17 protein-coding genes are annotated in these 19745 nt (G+C 61.2%); all 17 read right to left on the minus strand.

Translation table 11 applies throughout. The features are described 5' to 3' along the window. Window positions 1-133: 133 nt before the first annotated feature. On the minus strand, window positions 134-1171 hold the full coding sequence (locus tag ACNKU3_RS11160) for a hypothetical protein (RefSeq protein WP_418259545.1): 1038 nt from the start codon (window positions 1169-1171) through the stop codon (window positions 134-136). Window positions 1172-1255: 84 nt separating this feature from the next. Further along, window positions 1256-2557, minus strand: coding sequence for an AmpG family muropeptide MFS transporter (locus ACNKU3_RS11165; RefSeq protein WP_418259546.1), 1302 nt, complete (start codon window positions 2555-2557; stop codon window positions 1256-1258). A gap of 42 nt (window positions 2558-2599) precedes the next feature. Next, the gene (locus tag ACNKU3_RS11170) at window positions 2600-4549 is read right to left on the minus strand and encodes a sulfotransferase (protein ID WP_418259547.1); all 1950 of its coding nucleotides are present in this window, start codon (window positions 4547-4549) and stop codon (window positions 2600-2602) included. 32 nt (window positions 4550-4581) lie between these two features. Next, on the minus strand, window positions 4582-8094 hold the full coding sequence (locus ACNKU3_RS11175; RefSeq protein ID WP_418259548.1) for a glycosyltransferase: 3513 nt from the start codon (window positions 8092-8094) through the stop codon (window positions 4582-4584). A gap of 61 nt (window positions 8095-8155) precedes the next feature. Beyond that, a complete protein-coding gene (locus ACNKU3_RS11180) occupies window positions 8156-9085 on the minus strand; it encodes a glycosyltransferase family 2 protein (protein WP_418259549.1) in 930 nt (309 codons plus the stop codon). A gap of 8 nt (window positions 9086-9093) precedes the next feature. After that, entirely contained in the window at window positions 9094-10029 is a 936-nt protein-coding gene (locus ACNKU3_RS11185) for a peptidylprolyl isomerase (RefSeq protein WP_418259550.1), read from the minus strand. Window positions 10030-10120: 91 nt separating this feature from the next. Next, the gene (locus tag ACNKU3_RS11190; RefSeq protein ID WP_418259551.1) at window positions 10121-11680 is read right to left on the minus strand and encodes a hypothetical protein; all 1560 of its coding nucleotides are present in this window, start codon (window positions 11678-11680) and stop codon (window positions 10121-10123) included. A gap of 95 nt (window positions 11681-11775) precedes the next feature. Beyond that, on the minus strand, window positions 11776-12204 hold the full coding sequence (locus tag ACNKU3_RS11195) for a hypothetical protein (RefSeq protein WP_418259552.1): 429 nt from the start codon (window positions 12202-12204) through the stop codon (window positions 11776-11778). A 287-nt stretch (window positions 12205-12491) separates the two neighbouring features. Continuing rightward, complete coding sequence (gene gspD / locus ACNKU3_RS11200; RefSeq protein ID WP_418259553.1) at window positions 12492-14654, minus strand: type II secretion system secretin GspD; 2163 nt, start codon at window positions 14652-14654, stop codon at window positions 12492-12494. Window positions 14655-14739: 85 nt separating this feature from the next. Further along, window positions 14740-15393, minus strand: a complete 654-nt coding sequence (locus ACNKU3_RS11205) for a hypothetical protein (protein ID WP_418259554.1) — start codon at window positions 15391-15393, stop codon at window positions 14740-14742. After that, window positions 15390-15959, minus strand: a complete 570-nt coding sequence (gene gspM, locus ACNKU3_RS11210) for a type II secretion system protein GspM (RefSeq protein ID WP_418259555.1) — start codon at window positions 15957-15959, stop codon at window positions 15390-15392. Before gspM ends, ACNKU3_RS11205 begins: the two co-directional genes overlap by 4 nt. Then, on the minus strand, window positions 15952-16965 hold the full coding sequence (locus ACNKU3_RS11215) for a PilN domain-containing protein (RefSeq protein WP_418259556.1): 1014 nt from the start codon (window positions 16963-16965) through the stop codon (window positions 15952-15954). The genes gspM and ACNKU3_RS11215 overlap by 8 nt, the downstream gene beginning before the upstream one ends. A gap of 14 nt (window positions 16966-16979) precedes the next feature. Further along, window positions 16980-17816, minus strand: coding sequence for a hypothetical protein (locus ACNKU3_RS11220; protein ID WP_418259557.1), 837 nt, complete (start codon window positions 17814-17816; stop codon window positions 16980-16982). Then, window positions 17813-18412: a prepilin-type N-terminal cleavage/methylation domain-containing protein gene (locus tag ACNKU3_RS11225; protein WP_418259558.1), complete on the minus strand. Its 600-nt coding sequence runs from the start codon at window positions 18410-18412 to the stop codon at window positions 17813-17815. The genes ACNKU3_RS11220 and ACNKU3_RS11225 overlap by 4 nt, the downstream gene beginning before the upstream one ends. Next, complete coding sequence (locus ACNKU3_RS11230) at window positions 18402-18818, minus strand: type II secretion system protein (protein WP_418259559.1); 417 nt, start codon at window positions 18816-18818, stop codon at window positions 18402-18404. The genes ACNKU3_RS11225 and ACNKU3_RS11230 overlap by 11 nt, the downstream gene beginning before the upstream one ends. After that, complete coding sequence (locus ACNKU3_RS11235; protein ID WP_418259560.1) at window positions 18811-19365, minus strand: pilus assembly FimT family protein; 555 nt, start codon at window positions 19363-19365, stop codon at window positions 18811-18813. The genes ACNKU3_RS11230 and ACNKU3_RS11235 overlap by 8 nt, the downstream gene beginning before the upstream one ends. Further along, window positions 19301-19738: a type II secretion system major pseudopilin GspG gene (gene gspG, locus ACNKU3_RS11240; protein WP_418259561.1), complete on the minus strand. Its 438-nt coding sequence runs from the start codon at window positions 19736-19738 to the stop codon at window positions 19301-19303. Before gspG ends, ACNKU3_RS11235 begins: the two co-directional genes overlap by 65 nt. Window positions 19739-19745: the final 7 nt, after the last annotated feature.

The following is a 19745-nucleotide window of genomic DNA, read 5'->3' on the forward strand; positions in this document are numbered from 1 at the left end:
GCCAGCAGGTCCCGGCACGCTGCCGCAGCCCTTGCGGGCAAGACGGCATGGGCAACGCGTTTCCCGGACAGCCCGCTGAACATGGATATCGAGACAACTCGCCAACCCGGGGTGGTCTGCCAGTGAGCCCGGTTCACCGCTCTTTCTCTATCAGGCGTTCGATACGCAGGGCGAGCTGGTTGACCAGGTCGACAAAGTAATCGAGGGGAATATCCGAGGGCAGGGGCACCCGGGTGGGCTGTTCGCTTGCAACCACCGGGTGGAAACGGTCCTCCGGTCGCAGATAGCTGTTGACCAGTTCAATCTGGCTGTTGATGTGCTCGGCTTCCTCACGACTGAAGCGCACAGCGAATTTCAGCGGCTGGGTCGGGACCTCGCGCATGGCGGAATACAGTTCGTGCAGGTGTCCGACCAGGCCGCGCCGGGGATTGGCTTTGCCGTCTATATAAAGCGGATAACGCGCGTTGTAGGCCTGCAGGAAGGCCGCGCCTTCGCGGCCCAGGGACACGTTGGCGGGGGTGTCCACCAAGGGCAGATCGATGTGTTGCAGGCCGGCGAAATGCAGGAAATCCGACTGCAACGTACCGCCCAGGAAGCGCTCTGTATCGAAAGGCCGGACAACAATCCTGTCCTTGCCCAGCACCTCGCTCCAGCGATTGAGGAAGCGGAAGTTATAGCTGCGAACCGTCTGTTCCAGGAGCTCCTGCCCGCTGACATCCGCCTCCATCACCTTGACGAACTCCTCCCACTGGCTCCTCAGCACGGTTTCGGGATGACGGACATAGGCGATCGCCACCACCTCATCGAAATACGGTCGCACGAAATCCACGACGGCCTGGATTTCAGCAACCGACATGGCGGGCAGGTTTTCCGCGGAAATAATCCATACTCCGCTGTTGGCTGAGTCGAAGAACCTGGACCAGCGCCTCGTGAGTCGCGCCTTTTCTGCATCCCATTCCGCCTCGTCGGCCGGCGCAAACTGCCGGTAGTAAAAGGTGGCGCGAGGGTCTTCCTTGAATAGAACGGTGAACTGGAAGGAGTGATTGTAGGGCTTGAAGGAGGGATACATCACACCCTGGTCCCGCAGGGATTCACTTGCGGCGCCGAAAGCTTCCTGCAGCGTACTGCTGCCGGTTTTCGCCCTCCCGAGATGTAATATCAGTTTTTTCATGGCTTGCCTCTATCCCTGGGACGTCTCGCCTTGCCATGTACGGCCGGGAAACCAACCCCCCGGAGCCGCGGCTGGCCGCTCGCACTACTGCCCGCTTTCCGCGGCGGACAATCCCGCATTATTTTCTGCCTGTTCGCTGTCTGCGGCCCTGCCATTCCAGGGCGCCACCCACAACAGCATCAACATACCCGGCAGCGCAAAAACCGCGCAGAGCAGGAAAAATGTATACCACCCGGACTGCTCGACAATAAATCCGGTGCTTGCGTTGGCAAAGGTGCGCGGGACAGCAGCCAGCGCGGTAAACATCGCGAACTGACTGGCCGCGTAAAGGCGGCTGGTCTCCCGGGCGATGAACGCGGTGAATGCGGCGGTTCCCAGCCCCACGCCCAGGTATTCGAAGGCGATCACAGCGGCGAGCAACCACAGGGAGGCGCCCACCCCTTCCGCTGCGAGCACCGCGAAACCGAGGATGCTGACCACCTGGACGACGCCGAAGACCCAGAGTGCGCGATTGATCCCGAGCCGGATCATCAACAGGCCTCCCAGCAAGCCGCCGATGACCGATGGCCACAGGGCCGCATGTTTGGCCACAGCGCCAATTTCGGTCTTGGTAAAACCCATATCGAGATAGAAAGGCGTCGACAGGGCCGTCGCCATGTTGTCGCCCAGCTTGTACAGGAACATGAAAGCGAGGACCAGCAGCAGGCTCAGCAGGCCCTTGCGCTGCAGGTATTCCCGGAACGGCGCAGCAACTGTCTCCCGGAAGCCCCCGGTAATACGCGAGGGGGCCTCCGGTTCGGACACCAGCAGGGTCATGGCAATACCGACCAGCATGAATCCCCCGGTGATCCAGAACACACTGGCCCAGGGCAGGTGGTCGGCCAGGATCAGGGAAAGCGAGCCGGGAATCAGGCTGGACAGGCGATAAGCCTGCACATGGATCGAATTGCCGAGGCCGAGCTCCTCGTCGGGGAGGATCTCGCGGCGAAAGGCGTCAATCGCGATGTCCTGGGAGGCACTGAACAGGGCCACCAGGAATGCCAGTGCGGCTATCACCCCGGTATCGACGTCCGTGGAGAACATACCCAGGGCACCGATGGCCACCAGCAATGCCAGTTGAAACGGCAGCATCCAGCCGCGACGGCGGCCCAGCGGCGGGGTAAAGCGGTCCATGAAGGGCGCCCAGAGAAACTTCCAGGTATAGGGAAGCCCGACCAGGGCAAAAAGGCCGATCTCCGACAGCGATACCCCGCCCTCACGGAGCCAGGCAGGTACCAGCTGGATCAGGACATACAGCGGCAGGCCGGAGACAAAACCCGTAAATACACAGGTCAGCATGCGGCGGTTGAATACCGCGTCCTGCCACTGCGCGAAGCGCTCCTTCACAGCCCCCTCCGACAATCAGTCGCGTCCCGACCTCTGTTCATGTCATTCAATGTCGAACCCCATGTCGCGTACAAACGCGATATCCGCCCTGTCGAACCGTGACAGGTCATGCTGGCGAAAGCGCCCGCTGCTGCCGGGAACGCGCACCGTGGCGGCGAGTTCAGCCACCTCTTTGCGGCTGATCTGGATTCCCGCGAATTCGCGCAGCAATTCCAGCTCAGCTTCCGGCTCCCGGCACAAACGATCGAAATTGAGGAAGTGCAGGCGCCCGCCCATGCGCTCCTGGAAACCCTGCATGCGCCGATGCGCGGCGATCCAGTACTTGAGCGAGCGCTCGGGACCTGGCGCAGACGGGTCCTCCAGCAGGAGGTCACCCCACAGGTAGCGGACCTGGTTCTGGTTTTCACTGAAAGCCATGTCGAGCCCGTTGCGCACCACATAGACATACTTCATCTGTGGGAAACACCTGTCCAGCTGCGGCAGGACGATGTGGGAATTCGGCTCCTTCCAGCCCCAGTGTGGATGCTTCCTGTCACCCGATGCTGTTCTCAACAGCGAGTCCGCCGCCTGCGCCAGCAGTTCCGGCGGCAATACCGGACTGCGATCGCAGTTGCGGGCGGCTTCCAGCAACTCCATTTGTTCGGCGCTCACCTCGATGCCGTGCCGCATCGCGTTGGCGAATAGCCACGCCAGGCGGTCAAATTCGCTTTCGGACTTCAACAGGATGGATCGCCGCACGAACAGGAGACTGAACCAGAGGTTGTCCAGCGAACCGTTGAGCTCTCCGCCGAGGAAAACACCCATGCGCCGCAGCAAAGAGGCGACCAGCCGGGTGCCACTGCCCCCCAGCCCACCGATGACCACCGGCGCGCCATCCTCCGGACCGACCTTGTAGATGGCCCGCGGAGGAAGGGAGGGGGCGACACTGGGGCTGAGGCAGCGGGCCGAGTGGCGCACCTGGTAGGCCAGGTGATCGATCTTCGCCTCGACCTGCCGTTCGAGCCAACGCACGAGGGCGGGATCCTGCTCGCGCAGGAATTCGGTAATCGTGTCGATCTCCTTGCGGGAGAGATCGATACCAGCCCACGGTGTGGCGGGATCGGGCTCGGGTTCGACAAACAGCCGACCGTTGTCCCGGCCGAGGAACAGGCGGGCAATGGTCTCGCTGGCGTCGCGGCTCGCCGCCAGTATTTCACCGCGCTGCCGGGGGGAGAGGACCGAACGGGCCACCGAACCGCCCTCTCCCTGCACTTGACGATCCTCCGGGTAGCGCATCAACAATTCGTTGAAGCGATCATTGTGCGTTGCGTCGTCCGCCAGGTTATTGACCATGCGCTTGTACTCACCGCAGGCAGGCGAAAGCCGCGGGTTTGGATTTTCCTGCCGCAGCGTGAATCGGTCGTCAACTTCCTGGCCGAATACGGCGTGGAGGAAATCCCGGCGCACATCCCCCCGGTAAAACTGCTCGTTCTCGTAGGGCCTGACTGTGATCTTTTGCGCTCCAAGCGCGTCTATCCAGGGTTGCAGGATACGGAGGTAGTCAAAGCGTTCGATCTGCTGCCGGTAGGTCAGGTCTATCCGCCGTTTCTGCGGACCGGCCTTGATCTGCTGGTTGTAGCTGGCCATGATGATATTGTCCTGCCGGCGCAGATAGATCACGACATTGACATCGAACCAGGCGACAGCCCCGGCGCAATAATTCCGGACTTCCTCCTCGGTACCCCAGGCCATCAGCTCGGACGACAACAAAATATTGTCCTGCGCCACCTGCGCCAGGCGCGGGGCCCACTGGTCCACGGATTTGAAATCCCATACACCTTCCAGGAAGCGGGGAATATGGGGTGACAGCAGGTGATGGGCATTCGACTGAATACCGAACTCCGGGTAGCAGATATCGGACGTCGCCAACTGCGTGCGATTATCCCAGAAAAAATCCTGCAGCGCGGTCGTGCCGGTTTTTCCCATTCCGATATGCAGGTAGAGCTTTTTCATTATTTCCCAGTTTCTGTGCGGAAAAACATTATCTATGCCAGTGCGCTGTCCTGCGCCAGTACCGAACGATAGACCTCGTCGTGCCTGCGCGCGAGAACAGCCGGATCGAACTTCGCGGTCGCGTCGGGAACCGCCTGCGACACCTCCCGGTAGGCGGGGCCGTCGACGGCGAAATGCACGATGCTGGCCACCAGCGCGTCGAGGTCGATTTCGTCGCCAACGAGCGGCACCACGGCGCCGGCCATGCTCCGGTCGCCCTCCAGCATTCGGCGAATCTCCCCGAGATCACTGGCGAGGAAGGGCCTGCCGGTTTGCAGGCACTCGATAATCACCAGGGGGAAGCTCTCTCCGCGGAACTTCGAGGGCAGCAGGCCCATGTCGGCCAGCGCGAAGTAGCCGCGTACATTTTCCTGGAAACCCTCCAGGTGGATGCAATCAGGAACCCCGTCGGTCGACAGGCGCTCGTACTCCGGCCCGTCGCCCACGAGGACGAGGTGGATATTCCGGCCACTCTCCTGCCGCGCCCTGAGCACCGCTTCGACGGCCTCCTGCCAGCCCTTGTCGACCAGGCCGCGACTCACCAGGGTCAGCACAAAGGCATCGTCCCCTATACCCAGCTCACTGCGTGCGAGCGGGGTAAATTCCGTCGGTTCGAGGGCGTTGTCAATCCGCTCGACATTGGCCGCGTCCAGCAGGCCGTGACTGCGAATGGCATTCAGGTTCTTGTCCGCGACATAGATAATCGCCGCCGACCTGCGCACCAGCCGCGGCAGGATGTGGCGCAGGTCATACTCGTTGATGGTCTCGTACATGCCGTGCGAAGTCACCACAATCCGGCTGCGGATGTCCTCGGGCAGCACTTCAAAAATCGTACTGTCCACCCAGGCGTGGTGGGAGTGGACAATATCGATCTCGAAGTCGTTGACGATCCGCTCCAGCTGCGAATAGTCGGAAACTATCGGGATATCCGGCCGCAGGCGGCGGCGCACGCCCTCCATCCGCGGTTCCCGGGCACAGTCCAGGTAGGTCACGTTGTAACCGTGGGACTTCATGATGTTGGCGAGGCTGACCGGGAAAGTCTCGCCGCCACCGGCGCAGAAGGCATAGGAAGCGATCAACAGGTTGGGCGCTCGCTGTCCCGCCTCACGCTGAATCCGCTCGACGCTGAAACAGTGCTCGAGTGCCTCGTCGGTAAAATTCCCGCGCGTTTCCCGCCAGTGAACTTCCAGGTTGTCACGCAGGCGCTGCAGTGCAGCGAGCGGGACGTCGTACAGGGCACACAGGGTTTTCGCCACGGCTTCGTGTTCGCGGTAGAACTGGTCCTCCACGTGGGACGAGGTCGAGGTATTCCTGCCGTGTTGCCGGTAGTAGTTACAGGCTTCCGGGGAATAGGCCAGCATCCCGCCGCGCAACAGGTGCAGGTAAAGCACCCAGTCGCCGCAAACCCGCATGGCGCGCCATTCAGGATCACTGAGAATGTCCAGTTGCTGCGGCGAGCGGAACAGGGCCGAGCTGACGTTGGGAATAATATTCTTGACGGCAAAAGCATCGCGCACAATCCCGGGGGCCGTCGCGACGAAACTGTGGTTCCAGCGCTGCGGATCGATATCGTGCAGGTATTCCTGGATCGACCAGGTCTGTCGCTCCCCCTCCCCGTCCATAAAGACGGTCTGCGAGTAGGCTACCTGGACTGCTTCGTTCTCAAAGAAGGGCACCAGCTTCTGCAGGAAATTCTCGGTGCACCAGTCGTCGCTCTCCGCTATCCAGATGATGTCACCGCGGGCGAGACCGAGCCCCTTGTCCCACTGGTGAAATACCCCGCCGGAGTTGCTCTCGTTGACGACCAGGGTAGTCCTGTCGGCATGGCGTTGCTGGAACTCTCGCAGGATTGCCGCACTATTATCACTGGAAGCGTCATCCAGCAGGATGACTTCGAAATTGCGGTAAGTCTGCGAGTAGATCGATTCCAGGCGCAGCCGCAGATAGGCCTCGTGGTTGTAGTTGGGGACGATCACGCTGACCAGCGGGGCGAAACCTGCGGCTTTTTCCGTCTGCTGGTAGAGCATCGGGGAGAGCAGGCCACTCGCGGCGAGGCGCACCTGGTTGCGGTTGCCACCGCCGACCACCAGGTTCAGCAGGCGGAACAGCGGGCTGACCAGGCGCCGCAGGCCATAGGCGAGCGCCGGATGCGTCAGGCTCATGCGGTGGTAGGTCTGAATCGCGTTCAGGCGCACCTGCGACCACTGCCGGACCCGCCACTCCCCCAGGGCGTGCCGCCTGGCGTTGAATGCGCGCAGGGGACGTGTCAGCTTCCACGACGTCGACGCCTCCATCTGCGCGATGACTTCGGACTGGTAGCGGATATCCTCTTCCAGCACGCCCTTCTGGTGCAGCAGCTGGTTGATGGTATCGCGACTTTCTTCGCTCACCCGCCGCAGTTCCGCAGCCTGGTCCGCAAGCTGGGACTGCAACCCGGCGTTTCCCGCCTCCAGCTGAACCAGCTGCTCGCGCAGCGGTTCCAGGACTTCCCGGTGCTCGCGCCGGACCCGGTCGGTATTCTGCTCGAGCTCACGCACCTGGCGGGTAAAGTCTTCAATCTCCTCCCGGGAGCGCTGCAAGGCCAGGCTTTCGAGGCGTGAGCGGGCACTAAGGCGCGACAATGCCGGCGCAGCAATGCGGACGAGGCGCTGCTGGCACGCCTCCTGCCGGAAGATCGCCACTGCCTCTGCGGCGACGCTGGTATCGAAACCCTCCAGCAGGGAAAGGAGGCGCGTATACATCTCCTCCGCCTGCGGCAGCATGGCCGCGGTCTCTGCCCGCGCCTCGTCGGGCGCGACGCTGCGGTACAGCCCCGGATCGACAAACTCACTGGCGAAGGTAGCCACCGACCTGCGCTCTGCATCGAGGTTCAGGAAGTCTGCCAGGCGCGGCATCAGCTCATCGGCATTCGCCTGCAATCCGGCGTAACCCAGGCACAGCTGCTGCAGGCCCCGGGATTGTTCCAGGGACTGGGCCGTCAGGGAGGCCCATAGTGCAGCCCCCTCGGCAAGGTTCCTGCCGTACTCGTAAAAAAGCGGGTTGTCCTGTGCCCGCTTGCGCTGGGACACCGCAACCTCTGCCGGGTCGCGCAAGGTGTGCACGACAAAAATCTGGCCGTCGCTGAAACCCGAGCGATTGAAAACCTCACGCCAGAAACTGAACAGCTGGCAGATGCGCGGATCCTTGATAACCGGTCGTTGCGCGGCGCCGTAGATCTGCGAGAACAGGGCCACAGCCCGCTCGACCCAGGGCTCTATCCCGGCACCGGCCAGTATTTGCCCGCCCTCGAACAGGGGGTTATCCCAACTGCCACCGCAGTGCTCCAGCAGGCTGTCGTTGAATTCGACAATCTCCGGGTGTTCAAAAAAACCCTTGCGGTTTTCCTCGTTGGCGTAGTGCTCCCCCAGGCAGGTCTCTGCGCCCAGCGCCTCTACGGCGGCCGCACAGAGCGAGGTACCCGAACGATGGGCACCGAGAACAACGATCAATTGCTTGGGGTCGGTCATGGAAATGATGAATGGGGCTTCAGTGCAGAATCGAGGAAATTCCGCATTATACGTGTGCTGGTCAGATTTTCTTTAACAATGTGGCGGTATAGAGACCCAGCTGCCCGATTGCCGTCTGCGCATACACCCCGCTGTGGGTCAACGCGCGAACCCGGTTGATCAAATTTGCTTCCCGCGCCTGTTCGAAGGCTTCCAGGATAGAGCAGTTTTCCGGCGTCAACAGGCTCATGTTCTGCTTCAGCGCGGTGATGTTGCGGGTATACCAGTCGCGGTTGCGACCGTGGAGAAAGCGCTTGTAACGGCGCAGCCGCGAACCGGTCCCGAGGCTGTCACCGATGACATTGCCCTCGTGCTGCCGGTAGCTGAGGCAGGGCTCAGCATCGTACATCACGCGGCCACCCGCGCCAGCGACCAGCAGGTAGGTCCACCAGTCGTGGCTGACCACGTCCACCGAGCCCGCGGTCGCCAGTAGCTGCCGGGCAGCGGCGTTCATCACCATGGTATTGCCGCCGGCGATGTTCTGCAGCAGGGCATTGCTAAAGGAGGGCGGACGGGAGAACAGCGGTGACTTGCCGGTCGCCTTGCCACGGGCCGAGATCGAACGGGTGCGGGCACAGTACAGGGCGGGAATCCCAGCGGGGACCCGCTCCAGCGCCGTCAACGCGCGCTCGAGCTTATCGCTGTCCCAGATATCGTCCTGGTCGGAATAGGCGTAGTAGTCGGCGGAAATTTCCGGCGCGGCAACCAGGGAGAGAAAGTTGGCCGCGTGCCCTTTACCAGGACCACAACGCCGGGAGACCAGCGCCGCGCTGCAGGTTCCCTTCCACTCATTCAGAACTGCGGAGGTGGCATCGGTAGAGCCGTCATCCGACGCGTGGACCTCGAGCCGGATTGAGCGCCCGGTAAAATCCTGGGCGCCAATCGACGCTAGCTGTTCGGTGAGGAAACTGCCCCCGTTATAGGTACACAGTAATACCGCAACGGAGGCCAAGGTGGTATTTACTCCGCAGTAGTGGTTTCGTCAGCCTCAGCTTCAGCAGCATCGGCGTAGGGAGCGAGAATCGCTTTCACCGCATCGTCGTCAACCACAACGTTGTCACTCATGTTGAACTGTACAAGGTAGTCTTTCAACGCAAGGCGACGGTACTCACCTTTCAGCTCCTTGATGATACCGTCCTTCGCCTCATCAAAGGTCTTGTAGGATTTTTCCTGGATCCCGTCAAGCCTGATGACATGTACGCCAAATTGCGACTGGGTAACCTCGGCAAAATCGCCGACTTTTTCCACGGAGAATACGGCCTCGCTAAAAGGAGGAGAAACGCGCTTGTCGCCGTAGGTCATCCAGTAATCGAACAGGCCCTTTTTTTGCGCAGCGTTGGGTTCGTCCGAGTAGGCAGCCACCATCTCCTCCCAGTCCGCGCCCGCGCGAAGCTGGTCGAGGATTTCCTGGGCTTTGGCCAGTTTCTCCTCTCTCGGCTCCCCGGGGCCCGATTCCAGCAAAATGTGGGAGGCCAGCCGGCGCTCCGGAATCAGCGCGTACTTGTCTTTCTCCACATCGTAGCGCTCGCGCGCCAGCCTGGAGAAATCCGGGTACTTGATATTCTGTTCGAATTGCTTGAGGACGAAATTGCGTTTGAATGCCCTCAGGTCGGTTTGATAGGACTGGCGCAGCGCAACGTCGTCGGCGACTATTTTTTCGGCCTGGTTGGCGATCTTGATTCCCGCGAGTTCAAGGTTCAGCAGTTCCAGACGATCCCCATCATCCAGAATGGCTGCCGAACGCATCTGGGCAGTCCAGTTTGTCACCATATAGGTAAGTTGTTCTTGCGATATCGTCGCATTGCCATCCTGGACGATGATCTCGTCCGCCACAGCCAGGTGGGAAAATGCGAGTGCGCCTATGACGATAGTCAGGCAATTTCTGATTCTAGGCATCAAGGTTAAATCCAGCGAGTTTCTATCAGAGGGGGAATAAAAAAGCCGACACCCGAAGGTGTCGGCTTGGGTACTACATCAGCGCGGCATCTTAGCTAGAAGATTGGACGCGGCTGTGCTCTACGATACGACCGTAGTTAGCTGCGGGCAGGGCATCGAAGTTACGCTGCCAAGCCACGAAGCCAATCATCGGCGCCGGAGAGTCGGTCGGGGTACAGGTCATGGTCAGCGGGATAGTCGCCGGCTGATCGTACTCGCAGATCTGCTGAGTCTTGGCAGTAGTAGCTACCGCTGCCAGGTTTACCCAACCAAAAGTAGCACCTTCGGGCACTTGCAGGTCGTCGATAGAGCCCAGGGTGTTGCTGGTGGTGAAGATTTCAGGCGCTTCCAGAACCGGAGCCGCACCCCACTCGATCACGTTAACCTCGTTGGGCAGCGCGTCGATGGAGATTTCGGGCGGCGGTGCAGGAGAAACCACCAGATCACCCTCCTCGATCAGGATGCCACGCTCTTCACGGTCGTAGACGGTGAAGGTTGCGGTCATCGGGATGTCCCGGTTGTCGCAAGGGGTGGTGAGACATACGTCGTTGACGCCAACCAGGTCAGTCGCCGGAGGCACAGCCAGTGTTCCAGCCAGGTCACGCAGGTAGTCAGGCAGGTCCAGCATCACGTACTGGCCGGGGATGGTCACAACCCAGTCGGTATCGACTGAGAACGGACCAGCGTCGTTGGCTGACCAGTCGTTGATCAGGGCATCAGCGCCCAGAGTCCAACGCAGCGGCGCGTACAGGCCGTAGGTAGCAGCACCGGAAATACCGGTAGAAGCCGGAGCACCACCGTTCAGGTCGGGGTGGTCGAAGCCCTGCAGGTCGCCGGAGAACACGCCTTTTTCCTGGTTGGTGATGGAGGCACCGTCCATGAACTCAGCAATGTGTACAGCGTTGTTGCCGAATTCAACACCAGAGTCGTCAGACTTGATGAAGTAGGACACTTTCAGTGAGTCAGGAGACGCTTCCCAGGTGTTCTGGACCAGTTTGGCCAGATCGTTGAACTGCCAGGATTCGACAGAGCTCACAACACCCTTGGCAGTGCCGGCTACGCCGTCTGCGAAGAAGTTGTCGCGAACCTGGTCACAGTTGTACGGCACACCAGTGGCATCGTGCTTGGCAGAAACCGCTACAGGCATCGTTTCAGCGGTGGGAGAGCCCATGCTGATGATTTCGATGTAACCGGTGTCAGCGTCGGTACGGTAGATGCTGGGCATCTCGAAGTACGGAGTGGCGCTGGTATCGGTGTAGCCGGGAGCAGTACAGCTGTTGTCGTTGGAGTAGAAACGGATGTCATCGCCAGCAGCGGCGATGTAACCGGTGTACATGTCGTAGGGAGACAGTACAACGTTAAAGTCCAGCGCGTCCATGGAGTCAGGTGCGCGACGGAAGCGAACCTTGACAGCCTGGGTCTTGTCAGACGTGTTGATGATGTTTACGCCAGTGGCGTAACCACCCAGAGTGGTGTAGTAGGGTACCAGCGCCAGGTCGCCCAGCTGGGTGTTACCCGCCAGAGACGCTTGCGCGTTTACCACACCCGCGTAGCCTGCGGTTGCAGTCGCAACTGCCGCAGCAAGGCCAAGAGGCTTAAAGCTTGAGTTCATAAGGAGACTCCTAATGTCTAGTCTTGTTCACAACCGTAAAACAGATTGCTAGCGCTATTATTGCTAGCTGCAACCAGCTGTCAACTTCGCAACAGCTACTGGCCAGCGCTAAACCACCACTCCCCGTCGACAAGTATCCACTTCTCGTGCAGTTCGCGTTGCATAGCACCTATGGCCCTAGCCGCTGCGGAAGTTTGTTTGGTAGGCCTGGACATGACCCTGACCACCACACTCGCCACAGCCGCCTCAGGATCATATTCAATGACTTCCAAACCTGTCAACTCCCAGTTCGCTGTATATGAAAACTTTTTGACATACAGCTGTTTAGGAAAAACTTCTCGAAACGCTGGAGACTCGTATTCCCAGGCTTTGCCCCAATCGTGTGCAATTCTGGCGCGCCAGCGCTCCTCCGCCCGCTGCTCCAGCTTTTCGCGGGAGGCATCCCCGCTTCCGACCATCGAGTCGGGGGATTTGCCACAGGCACTGACCAGCAATACCAGGGACAACAACATAATTCGCAACATACTGTTTTGCTTACCTATTTAGGCCCGAAAGGCGGCGATTATACGCGACCCGCCGGGCAATTCCTATGCGTTGGCAAACCGGGAGAATCCGCATTGAAAGTACCCGGCCCCGGTGACCGTGACTGCGCCTCGCGCGCAAGCGGCGCAAATCGGTCTCAGCTGGCGGTCAATTGCCTCAACCGCATGCCCGAAACAGCGAAGCTCCTGTGACCCCTCACCCGCACAATGGGTTTGCGGGCTGTGAAAATTACCGAAGATAACTGCAGTTGCAGGTCATTCTGCGCGGGTTATTCCGCCCCGCCTGCCGGGGGCGCCGCAGCGGGGACGCTCGCTGCAGGCAGGGGCACCGAGATCAGGTCAAGGTTGCGCACCCTGGAGCGCATTTCCTTGCTCACATCGCGCAGCTCCTGGGCATTGTAGAGGGCCCGCGGGGTGATGATCACCAGCAACTCCGTACGCCGGGAAGTGCTGTTATCCACGCCGAACAGCGACCCCAGGACGGGAATGTCATGCAACCAGGGCAGGCCCTGGGAGCCCTCGGTGGTGTTTTCCTGGATCAGGCCGCCGAGTACCACCGATTCGCCCGAGCGCACTGCCACCTTGCTCTGGATATTGCGCTCGAGGAAATTGCGCTGCCCGGTGGCATCATCAATGGTGCCGACGTCAGTCACCGACTGCTTGACCTCCATGGTCACCAGCCCGCCGGCATTGACCGAGGGTGTCACTTCCAGCTTGACGCCGGTGTCCTTGTAGGTGATCGACTGGGTCACCCGGTTGAAATTGTCGTTGCTGCCACTGGAGATCGAATCGAGCGTGCCGGTCTGGGAGTCGATAATCGGCACCTGCGATCCCACGTGAATGTATGCAGACTGGTTATCCAGCACCATCACCGAGGGGCTGGAAATAATATTGAGCAAGCTATCTGAAGCCAGGGCATTCAGTATCGCGTTGACGTTGCCACTGCCACTGGATATAACGTAGGAGAAACCCGGAAACACGGAGGACGGCCCGGATGCGTCACCCTGGTTTACCAGAGTTCCAATCCCCTCGTAGCCATTCCCAAGGGCGCCATTGAAAGTCCATTCCAGCCCGTAGCGGAGCTGGTCCGTCAACGACACTTCCATGATGCTGGCTTCGATCAGTATCTGGGTAGCCTCGACATCCAGCTGCTTCAGCGCACTTTCAATAATCCGGTACTGCATCGGCGAGGCGTAGATCATCAGGGCATTGTTTTCGTCATCCGCCACCACGCGGACATCGGCAACCGCTTCGCGACCGCCCTGGTCCATCTGGAAATTCGCCGAGGAACTGCCCGCGCTGCTGCTGGCGCCGGAAGTGCCCGACTTGCTGCCGAGACTTTCGGCGCTCATGCCGGGTGCCACCCCACCGGCATCGCCCACCCCGCTGCCGCTGGTGCGGGTCGAACCGCTGCCGCCGGCATAAATGCTGTTCAGGAGTTCAGCGAGGCGCTTTGCTGTGGTGTTCTGCACCGGGTAGACATAGAGGCGCGAGTCGTATTCCGAGTGGTGGGCGTCATCGAGACGGGTGATCCACTGCTGGACGCTGTCGAGGTAGTGCGCCCGCGGTGTGACGATAAGAATGCTGTTGAGGCGCTCCACCGGCACCACGCGGATCAGGTTGCGCATGCCGGCCCCTTCCTCCGTGGCGCCCATCATTGCATCGAGGGCCGCAGTCACCTCTTCCACACTGCTGTTCTCCAGCGGGAACAGGCCCACGGACATACCCTTGAGCTGGTCGACATCGAAGGTGCCAACCATATCCAGCCAGCCATCGATCTGCTCCCGGGTACCTGCCAGCATCAGCAGGTTGCGGGCGTTGTCGATGCGCACGAAGGCGCTCTCCTCCGCCACCGGGCGAAGAATTTCCGCCATGGCACCGGCGCTGATGTACTGCAGCGGCACGATGACCGTTGAATAACCTGCGCCCTGGTCACCCGGATTCGACAGGCTGGGGGCGAGCTTCGAACCCTGGTTGTCACCGGTCACCAGATAGCGGCCATCGGCGCGCCGCACTATGATCGTGTTGTTGGACTTGAGCAGGGACTCCAGCACTTCCAGAATCTGGTCGCGGGGAATGGGCGTGCGGGTGCGCAGTGTTACCTTGCCCTGGATCGGGTGGTCGACCACATAGTCCAGCTTGAGGATATCCCCCAGTACCGCGTGGGTGACCTCACTGAGCGGCGCCTGTTCAAAATTGAGGCTGACATCGTCACCGACGAATTTCACCGGCTCCTGCTTCGCCGGCAGATTGACCATGCGATCGCTTCCCCGGTAGAGCACCGTTTCACGGCCCTCCGACTGTGCAGCCTTTTGCCGGGCCAGCTCCTCCGCAGAGGTGGCAAGCGCAGGTGCAGTCGACTCCTGCTCTGCCTGCTTGCCCACCGGCAGCGCGCCAGTGGTGTTCTGCTCTACCGAGGCGCAGCTGCTCAATATCGCGATACCTAGCGCGCTAAATGCTAGTCGAAGAGTTTTCATTCCTGTTGGCCTGTTACCCAATTTTTTCGGTCCCACATTGCTAGCGCCGCCCGCCAAGAGTCAGGGTTCGCTCCTTTTCTGGTTCGGCTTTACTGCTTTCACCTGTCGCCGCACCCGTTTTACCGGAGTCGGACGGCGCAGTTTCCACAAACTCGATAGTGCCCTGCTTCAGGTCCAGCTCCGCGGTGTTGCCATTGCCCTGGAAGACTGCGCGGGTGGGTTCGACGGTATCGAGCGTCCACCCGTTGACCGACTCGCCGACCATGATCCGCCGCTCCTTGCCCTTGGCAAGGTAAATGATACCAGCCGACTTTCCGCTGCCAAAAACACCGGTCAAGGTAACATCCCTGATCTTGCCCAGTCTGACTTCCGCCGGTTTGTCCTCGACCACCTGAACCGGCTCGGGTTCCGCCTCGGTTACAAGCGACCGGCGGCTTTCCCAGAACAGCGGGCGGCTACGGATTTCGGCGCGCTGTTCGGCACCAGGCAATTCCGCCGCAGTGGCCGCCACCACCCGCATGGCGTCCGCGGTGGGTTCCACGGCCCCGGGCATTGCGGGAAACAGCAGTCGCGCCGCCGACCACAGCAATTGGGCCAGCAACAGGACGACCAGCGCCACTACCAGCAGTTCGACACCGCGCTCGGTGCGCAGTGGGTCCGATTGATCGCGATAGCGCTTCAGCAGATTGTTCATATCACTGACCTCAGTGACAGCAAGCGCAGGGTGGCAGTCGCGTCCTGCGCCTCGGGATCACTGTTGCGACGCCCCTGCCGGGCGGGCCAGACTTCCAGCGACTCCACCATCACCAGCGGCTTGAACTGGGCCAGCTGCGCCAGCGCCTGGTCCAGGCTGGCTATGTCGCCGGACACCGTAAGGCGGATGCCAATGTAATCGAATCGTTCCTCTTCACGCACCGGCAGCACCTGGCTATCCGCCACAGTGAGGCCCGCATCGCCCATCAGTTTACGCAGTTCGGATTGCAGCGACGCCGCTACCCCGGCCCGGTCCGTGGTCGCGGGATACACCAGGCGCGCGCGCTGTTGTCGCGCATCCCGGGCCAGCGACTGCAGTTGCTCCTGCACTTCCAGCACGCCCCGCATCCGGGCGAGTCGCGGCTCGATATTGTCGATGCTGTCACTGTACTGGGCGCGCCAGCCCCAGGCTGTACTCAGTAGCTTGAGGTACAACAGTAATGGCACCAGCAGGGCGATACCACAAATAGCCGCGCTGCGACGGTGGGTTTTGACCCAGTCAATCACTGGCCAACCCCCGCTGGATTTTCAGGTGAAACTGCTCCCGGTTGCTGTTGGGCAGTTTGCGGATCGGGCTTCCCGCGGTCACTCCAGACCAGGCGTCCTGCTTGGTGAGCAGCTCCATCATCTGCGCCGCGTTCACTGCCTTGCCCTGGATATCCATCTCGCGCCCCTCTATCGACAGGCGATCGATATAGGCGGAGTCTTCCAGCAGATGGGTCAGTCGCGCCAGTTCCATGTGCGGGTTGGGGTACTGCGAGGAAATTTCGTTGACCGCCGCTATCAGTTCATTGGAGTCACCCACCACCGAACGCAGGCGCATCGCCTCGGCGGCTTCCTGCCGGGTGGTCTGCTCCAGCGCGCTCAGTCGCTCCAGCTCCCACTTCTTGCTCCCCGCTCCCGCCAGGACGAGCACGAACAACAGCGCCGCGGCGACCCCGATCATCGAAACCACCCGGAGCAGCCGCTGCCGGTACAGGCGTTCCCTCACCGCTTCGCCAAAGCCCCGCACCACCACCAGGCGTTCACCTGCAAGCACCCAGACCTCCTGGGCATGGGCGTCGTGACTGCCGTAGTGATGGCTGATATAGGTCATGGCGGCACTCAGCGAGACAATGACCAGTTGCACGTAGAGATACTGCTCGTCGCGCGACGCCACCTGCCAACCAACGCCGGTATCTGCAGAGGCAAAGGGGCTGCTGGCGGCGGCTTCAAGGGCCACCGCACCTTCGAGTTCCGCCTCAACGGCCAATGGAAAACGCAGTTGACGGGTCAGCGCGAGATCTTCCGGCAGCAGGACGGCCTTGCACTGGGAAGGCGCTGCTTCACAGGCCTTTCCCGCATGGTAATGCTGTTCGCGATCTCCATCGCGCAGGCACACAACCTCGTCGAGCCGCTCACGCAGGGGAGAGTCATAGGACCAGATAAACTCCCGGAAAGCCGCAGTGATTTGCCGCCCCAGGTTTCGGGTATCGTAGCCGAACAGTTCCCAGTTCTGCCCCGACTCAAGCATTGATTATCCCCATTTTATATTGCCCCGCTTACTACCCGGGGCGCTTCGTTGCGCAATATCACCCAGGGCAGCGACGAATCCCGGCTTGACCCCAGCCGCATCCAGCGCCGGCGCAACCAGGTACGTCCGCCATATTCAACCAGCGCATCGACACGGTAAGTAGAGCTCCCGCCGACCTCAAAGCCGCCCTGCTTCCCCCCGCCACTCGACAGGACCTCACGACGACGCTGCGCCTTTTCAGCCAATTCAGGACTGACACTCTGCAGTAGCGCAAACAATTCCTGCGGCGCTGCGCTCCAGTCTACTCCGCCGCGCACCCAGTCGCCGGGGATAACAAAATCCCGAATGCCGTCGACCAGCGTCCGCGTCACCCCATCCACCCGCAACAGGTCTTCAAGCGAGTAGAAACGCTGCGGTTCATCAACCGACCTGCGCTGTGATCTAAGATCGCGCCACTGTACCACATTGTTTGCCAGTTCCTGCTCATTGGCGGGCGGTAGTTTGGCAGCATACTGGAACAGGGCGGCAAGAATTTCAGCCGGGGCCGAATTGAGGTCGACAAAGCCCTCACTCGGGTAAATACGCACCCGGACATCGAGGTCGCCGACGCGCTGCAGCGACTCCGAGACCAGCGGCGCATCGGCACTGGACTGAAACCCTCCGGATCGATCCAGCATCGCCAGAACCATCGCGCCATCACCCGCCGCGACTGCCTTGGCCCGGGCGAGATGCAGCTGGGCTCCTCCAGTTTCAATACGCGCATGGGCAACGATTCCCGCCACCAACAGCGCCATGGCCGCCAGAAACCAGACCACAATCGCCAGCGCTACACCCCGCTGCTGCGCTTTCATCGCGGCACCGCCGCGATCAGTTCGGGCCAGAACCGATCCTTCGCCTTGATATTCAGCCTCACCAGCGCCGGGGAGAGACTGGTTTCCTCCCAGTCAGATATCCAGTCGCTGTCGAATTCCTTGCGCACATCCACGGAGAATTCTTCCACCCCGGATACCAGGGTGCGTGAGGGCGCTTTCTCCCACTGCACATCGGTGGCGAGCACCTGCAGCGGCCCCAGCCAGCGCAACATCAGTTGATCGTCTTCACGGGCCAGGCGTACAACGTAACTGCCGCCGAAGGATTCGCCGAAAAGTATCCGCGTCTTCCATTCCAGATAACCATCTCCAGCGCGAAAATAGGTGGAATCCTGTACGCCCCCACCGAGCGTCAACCCGCCGGTGTTACTGCCCACCACCGCCGAGTCGAGCAGATCCCGCAGGAAACTGCTGACGGTGCGCATCTCATCCACCCTGTCGGTGACCCGCTGCAGGGAGGCCTGGGTATTCCCCAGGGTGCGCATTCCGGTCACGGCACCGAGCAATACCAGCGATAGCACCACGAGGGCGACCATCACTTCCACCAGGGTAAAACCGCGAGCGCTTTCAGCGGCCATCGGACCTCGCCTCCACCACGGAGTTGAGCACAACCTCCTTGCGCTTGCTGCCGTCAAACCAGGCGACACCGATCTCGATATCGTGCAAGTGGAAATTGCCCAGCTGGCCGCGCTGCAGCGGGTGCGGCACCGACTGGACCCGCCACTCGAAGCCACCCGCGGTCTTGCCCGCGTCGCTGACCCCGCCAGCGGGCACCAACTGGTTCTGCGCGAGCAGCGAGCGCGCCAGCTCGACACCATAGGCGTAGCGTTCGGAAGTCCGGACATTGCGTGTTGCGCCGCCGGCGGCCTGGTACAGCGCCCCGAGCGTCAGGCCGAGGATGGCGATGGCGACCACCATTTCCAGCAGGGAGAATCCACGCTGGCGTGTCCCGGCTGCGCTTGTGGCGACAAAGGAATTACCCATCAGTACTCTGCCTGACACTGCCCATGAGCCAGTCAACGGTCAGGCGCGTGGTCTGCCCCGAGGGTGCAGTGATTTCCACATCCCCCCCTGTCGAACCGCCCTCGGGATAGAAGCGGATAACCGCTATTCCCTGGCGCATCAATTCCCCGGCCGCGGTCACCCCGAGGGAGAAACCTTCGGGCAATTGCTGGCGATGCTGGTTGAGGCTGATGCTGCGGCTGGCCGGTTCAATTTCCACGTCCTGCGCCCTGCCGCTGTCGAGGGCCTCGCGCCGCGCTTCGGTGAAAATCGCCAGCGCGTCGCGCAGCGACTCGCGGTACTGCATGGACTGGTACATGCGCTGGGTGCCGGGAATCGAAACGGCCAGCAACAGGGCGACGACCGCAATAGCCACCATTATTTCGAGGAGCGTGAATCCCCGCTCCCGGATGGCAGGGGAGTTGTGCAGAACAATGCGGCTCCCGGGACAGCGGCCGGCCGGCTCAGCGATCCCAGTTACCCACATCCCGATCTTCACCATCACCACCCGGCGCCCCGTTCTGGCCATAGGTGAATACGTCCAGCTCCCCGTGCTCGCCGGGATACTTGTAGTGGTACTCACGGCTCCAGGGGTCCAGCGGTACACCGGATTTCAGGTAGGGACCATTCCAGCCAGAAGCATCGGCGGGCTTTTCCACCAGGGACTGCAGGCCCTGGGCAGTGGAGGGGTAGCGACCGACATCCAGCTTGTACATCTCGAGGGCCTGTTCGAGGTCGCGAATCTGGATACCCGCGGTCTTGGTCTTGGCCCCGCCCAGGGTGTTGAGCACCTGGGGACCCACCAGCCCGGCCAGCAAGCCGAGGATCGCGAGTACCACCAGCAGCTCCATCAGGGTAAAACCGGAATTGCGTCGTGCCGCGGGCGCTCTTTTCTGCTTCAAATACATT

The organism is Haliea sp. E17 (assembly GCF_048323675.1).
Lineage (GTDB): Bacteria > Pseudomonadota > Gammaproteobacteria > Pseudomonadales > Halieaceae > Mangrovimicrobium.

What these genes read in the sequence shown, in the direction of transcription:
- ACNKU3_RS11185 (WP_418259550.1), bottom strand. Translation starts at nt 10,029, where the DNA reads ATGCCTAGAATCAGAAATTGCCTGACTATCGTCATAGGCGCACTCGCA.
- ACNKU3_RS11170 (WP_418259547.1), bottom strand. Translation starts at nt 4,549, where the DNA reads ATGAAAAAGCTCTACCTGCATATCGGAATGGGAAAAACCGGCACGACC.
- ACNKU3_RS11225 (WP_418259558.1), bottom strand. Translation starts at nt 18,412, where the DNA reads ATGGCCGCTGAAAGCGCTCGCGGTTTTACCCTGGTGGAAGTGATGGTC.
- ACNKU3_RS11205 (WP_418259554.1), bottom strand. Translation starts at nt 15,393, where the DNA reads ATGAACAATCTGCTGAAGCGCTATCGCGATCAATCGGACCCACTGCGC.
- ACNKU3_RS11215 (WP_418259556.1), bottom strand. Translation starts at nt 16,965, where the DNA reads ATGCTTGAGTCGGGGCAGAACTGGGAACTGTTCGGCTACGATACCCGA.
- ACNKU3_RS11235 (WP_418259560.1), bottom strand. Translation starts at nt 19,365, where the DNA reads ATGGCCAGAACGGGGCGCCGGGTGGTGATGGTGAAGATCGGGATGTGG.
- ACNKU3_RS11220 (WP_418259557.1), bottom strand. Translation starts at nt 17,816, where the DNA reads ATGAAAGCGCAGCAGCGGGGTGTAGCGCTGGCGATTGTGGTCTGGTTT.
- ACNKU3_RS11190 (WP_418259551.1), bottom strand. Translation starts at nt 11,680, where the DNA reads ATGAACTCAAGCTTTAAGCCTCTTGGCCTTGCTGCGGCAGTTGCGACT.
- ACNKU3_RS11175 (WP_418259548.1), bottom strand. Translation starts at nt 8,094, where the DNA reads ATGACCGACCCCAAGCAATTGATCGTTGTTCTCGGTGCCCATCGTTCG.
- ACNKU3_RS11195 (WP_418259552.1), bottom strand. Translation starts at nt 12,204, where the DNA reads ATGTTGCGAATTATGTTGTTGTCCCTGGTATTGCTGGTCAGTGCCTGT.
- ACNKU3_RS11230 (WP_418259559.1), bottom strand. Translation starts at nt 18,818, where the DNA reads ATGGGTAATTCCTTTGTCGCCACAAGCGCAGCCGGGACACGCCAGCGT.
- ACNKU3_RS11160 (WP_418259545.1), bottom strand. Translation starts at nt 1,171, where the DNA reads ATGAAAAAACTGATATTACATCTCGGGAGGGCGAAAACCGGCAGCAGT.